This is a genomic window from Pseudoflavonifractor sp. An85 (assembly GCF_002161235.1).
In the GTDB taxonomy this organism is placed as follows: Bacteria; Bacillota; Clostridia; order Oscillospirales; family Oscillospiraceae; genus Enterenecus.
Genome location: NZ_NFHE01000062.1, coordinates 1 through 3,974, shown reverse-complemented (window position 1 = coordinate 3,974; position 3,974 = coordinate 1). Strand labels below are relative to the sequence as shown.

Sequence of the window (3,974 nt, the reverse complement as noted above, 5' to 3'; positions counted from 1 at the left end):
GCTTCCCTGATCCCAAGTGGGATAGAGATTGATTACGGCAGGAGCGTGTACATAGGATCCTTCATCTGCCACCACCATTAGGTACTGCCCCATTTCCAGATCATTTACAGTAAGGGTGGTATTACCTCCCATGTTCACGGTTTTTACCGGCGTCCAATTCGCTTTCATGTCGAAATGAATTGCCGTCAAGAATTTCTGAATTGTGCTGGAATTAGCACCCAAATACGTATCGGTTACCGCATTATCCTGGGCATTGATGTACCCAGTATATGCGCCTTTCTCTTTCAACCATGCAGCCACAGTTTTGGTGCCGTATTGCGTGTCGTCATTCCAAGTGTACACTGGGTTCTGAGGCTGAACCTGATCCTTTCCCACAGTGGTCCAGTTTACATCAATGAGCTTGTACAGTGTAATGTCCTGGTTTTTGTCTCTTTCATCCCCGGTGATAGTCACACTCCCCTTGGTCTCTGCGCTGGTCACAGAGGTGCCTGCTGCAAACGCTCCCAGGGCGGTCAGAGACAGGGCCATGACCAGGGTCAAACCCAGGGCCATCAGCCGACTGCCTATCTTTCTTGTCTGTTTCATGGTTTCTGCTCCTTTCTCATTTGGGGTCCTCTATTTGTGTACGGAGTGTCCCACTCCCATATCACACACAGTTCAGGGGTTCGCCTTTCTTCGGCGCTCCCACATCCATGCGGCGGCCAGGCAAATGCCCACGGCCATCATGCTGCCGCCCACCATCCAATAGCTTCGCCCTCCGTCTCCACCGGTGATGGGGGGCTGGGTGGGCTTGTAGTTCATGAGATAGTACGTGCCGTTGTCCGCAACCACACCAGGGGTTTGGGATGTGGCTTTCTCCACCGCTAGGATGGTGAAGCTGCCCACGTTGTTCGTGATGGTCACTTCCACATTCCACTGTCCCTTGGGCAGCTGGAACCCTCCCGGAGCCTTGGTCTCCACCAGGCGGTAGTGTCCCGCCTCCAGGTTGGAGAAGGTCACAAGGCCTCGATCTCCCGAGGTTTGGATTACAGGTGCGCCCCACTCAGTGCCAGTGTTTGTTGTATCTAACAAGCTGCCGGACACACCATCCCAGTTGGTTCCGGTATACCGGTAGAGAGCAAATTCCGCACCACTCAAATAGTCGTCCTCCGTCACTTGGGTGGGGTCAAATCCAGTGCCGTCCACCTTGGTGAAGGCCACATTTGTGTAGGGTATGGCGTAGATATTGGTAAATGCGGCCGTGGAGGACGCTCCCACGGTTCCCGTGGCGGTTCCGGTCTGGGTATCGCCCACCCTGGGGGTATAATTGGCCACCGGGGTCTCCGTGACGATGTAGGTGGCCGTGCGGGGCAAGCCCTGGATGGTGATGGTCTGGCCATGCTTGAGGGTGATGGTACCCTTTCCGCTGGTATCCAGGGTCAGGCTTCCATTCTGTGGGGCCGTCACGCTGCCTTCATATTCCTGGAGTACCCCACCGGTGTAGGTGTAGGTGCCAGTGAGGGGGGCATCGTTGTCCGTACAGGTGACGGTGAAGGTGAACTCCTGGTTTAGGTTTGCCCCCGTTCCCTCCACCTTCTTGGACACAGTGAGGGAGCCGGTGGGCAGGGGCGCCGTCATTTTTCCGTTGGCGCCCAACTGCAACTGCACCTGCCCATTGTTATTGTGGTCGGGATAACGGAAGGCGTCAGCGGTGTTGGTGAGGTTTTCTCCCAGCCCTTTCTCCACCACGGCATCGGACAGGCCACGCAAGGTACCTTTTTCGATGTACAGCTGTCCGTCAGCGCCTTCCTTTATACTGCCTTCTGGGTAGTCCCCCAGGTAGCACGTTACAATCTGCTCCTGAAGCGTGGCGGATCCTCCGTCTGTCTCCGCCAGATAATATTCCACCGGATAATAGAGAATTTGGTCGTTTCGGTTTTCTTCCGTTGCCGGTTCGGTACAACCCTTATCGGTGTACAGCAGCACATCCTCCTGGAACACGTAAAAGGCGTTGTTGGAGGCAGGGGTGAAGGTCACGTTGGCATCGCCCACTGTGAGAGGCTCGCCGGTGGCATTCTTGCTTTCCCCACTGTACCGGTTGGCGTAGAAGTTCACCGTGCCGTCGGGGTTGCTGTTTTCCCGGATGTACTCCTCACTGACTATATCGGTCACCATGCCATTCTCGTCGAGCACACCGTCCCGGAGACTGACGGTGTAGAAGATGCGGAGGGGATTACTTGGTCCCCCTCCATTCGCAATGGTTTGTGTCACATCTTCCGTACCCGTATTCAAAAATGTCACAGTATTCCATCGCAGAGGCAGTAGAGCTGCGGGAACCTTAATTTCTAATGTTTGGTTCTTAGTCTCTGGGTCCGTTGTGACAGTGACAGTTATATCTTCAAAATAACATGTCGTACCATACAGCGGACTTGTTACACGTCCTTCAAATATATATACCGTTTGATTTGTACCCTTTTGCGTTGTTTTAACGTAATACAAACCCGATCTCCACATTAACTCCTGCATTCCTGTGACTTCCATGTACTCTCCGATGTAATCCGTATAAGTAACATATCCGCTCTTTGTGGGATCTTCTCCCACCTCGGCGGGGGATGACAAACCAACAGCAAATTCTTCTATGATCTGTTGAAGTACGGCAGAAATCCCGCTGGCCTCCTGGACGGAAAGATAGCCGTCGTTGTAGCGCAACGAAGTGATATCATCTTCCGCAGGTGGGTGCGCAAAAGTATAGCTATCGCCCCTGGGTCCTACTTCCACTCCTTCTGGGTTCTCACAGTACTCCTGCCAATCCTCCCACATCTCTTTCGCATAATAATCCGAACTTCCCCCTTTCAGATTATCTTTAGGGTTGAGTGTCAATTCCGCTAGCGGCCGAGGACCATCAATATCCAACTGTTCTACTCCCACACCTACGGTGTGCACCTGCATGTCCACGTTGTAGTGTCTGGTAACCTGCTGCTTTTGATAGGCGGCGTTCATAATAGCCTTGAAGGCATCCAACCCACTCGTATCAACCATACCATCTCCACTCATACCTTCCGGTTCCCACCAGCTACTCTCATTGCCTCCAGAACTTGTGGGTTCGCCGTCGGACATAAGCATTAGGGCAGGGTATCGCTGCTGGCCATCCTCTGTTTTCGTAGTTGCCTCTCGGAGCATGTCCATACCAGTGTCTATGGCCATGTGGATGTTGGTCCATCCTTCAACATTAATTTGCTGGCTCCACGTGTTTCCCTGTTCTGTGACAGCATCCACATGCAGAATCTGTTCGGTAGCTCCCGTGGGATCCATGGTTCCGGGTTCCTCCAGCCAGAACATTTCTTCCCTTCCTTCCGCCGTGTCATAGCGATCCAAAGGGAGCAAGGTTGTAGCCTCGGTGCTGAACACCACCACCCCCACTCGGGTATTGGGGTTGCCGGCCAGCAAGGTCTCCACCGTCTCATTCAGGGCCTTTACCGTCTCTTGAATCCGGTTATGCATCAGCATGGTACTGGAGATGTCAATCACCAACACCACGTCCAGAGGCACCAGAGACTGGCCGCTCACCGCCGTGGCTGCCGTGTGCAGAGAGTACCCCACCAGAAAATCTTCTTCTCCAATGTTGACCACGTATTCCTTCGCTTCGCCTGTCGGATTCGGTATTATCACATCGCTATTTGACACCCACTTATCCGCCCACACCCGACCTGAGTACTGGGTAGACAGAGAATTGCCCAGGAATGTCTCATAGTCGAACGCCTTGGTGGTATCCACCACCCGGGTGTCCTCTGGCTGCGTAGTTCCCGGCTCCTCTGCCCACACCGGCCCCACGGCCTGAGCCAGCATGACACCGGCCAGCACCAGGCCCATCAGGGCTTTCCATCCCCGCCATCCGCGGCCCTTACGCCTTGTCATCTTCATCCGCCCTTTCTCTCTCGCCTATGGGACGAAATGAATATTTTGTCCCATGGAAAACTGAACAAAGATTAAGAATA

2 protein-coding genes are annotated in these 3,974 nt (G+C 53.7%); both read right to left on the bottom strand.

The genetic code is table 11. From position 1 onward, the window contains the following. Positions 1–585 (bottom strand): hypothetical protein (locus B5G37_RS14085; RefSeq protein ID WP_204217948.1); only part of this gene is annotated, 585 nt, incomplete at its 3' end. A 72-nt stretch (positions 586–657) separates the two neighbouring features. After that, entirely contained in the window at positions 658–3,900 is a 3,243-nt protein-coding gene (locus B5G37_RS14080; RefSeq protein WP_087258873.1) for a SpaA isopeptide-forming pilin-related protein, read from the bottom strand. Positions 3,901–3,974: the final 74 nt, after the last annotated feature.

Bases quoted from the DNA above. Each gene is read 5' to 3' on its own strand.
- B5G37_RS14080 (WP_087258873.1), bottom strand. From the start codon at position 3,900: ATGAAGATGACAAGGCGTAAGGGCCGCGGATGGCGGGGATGGAAAGCC.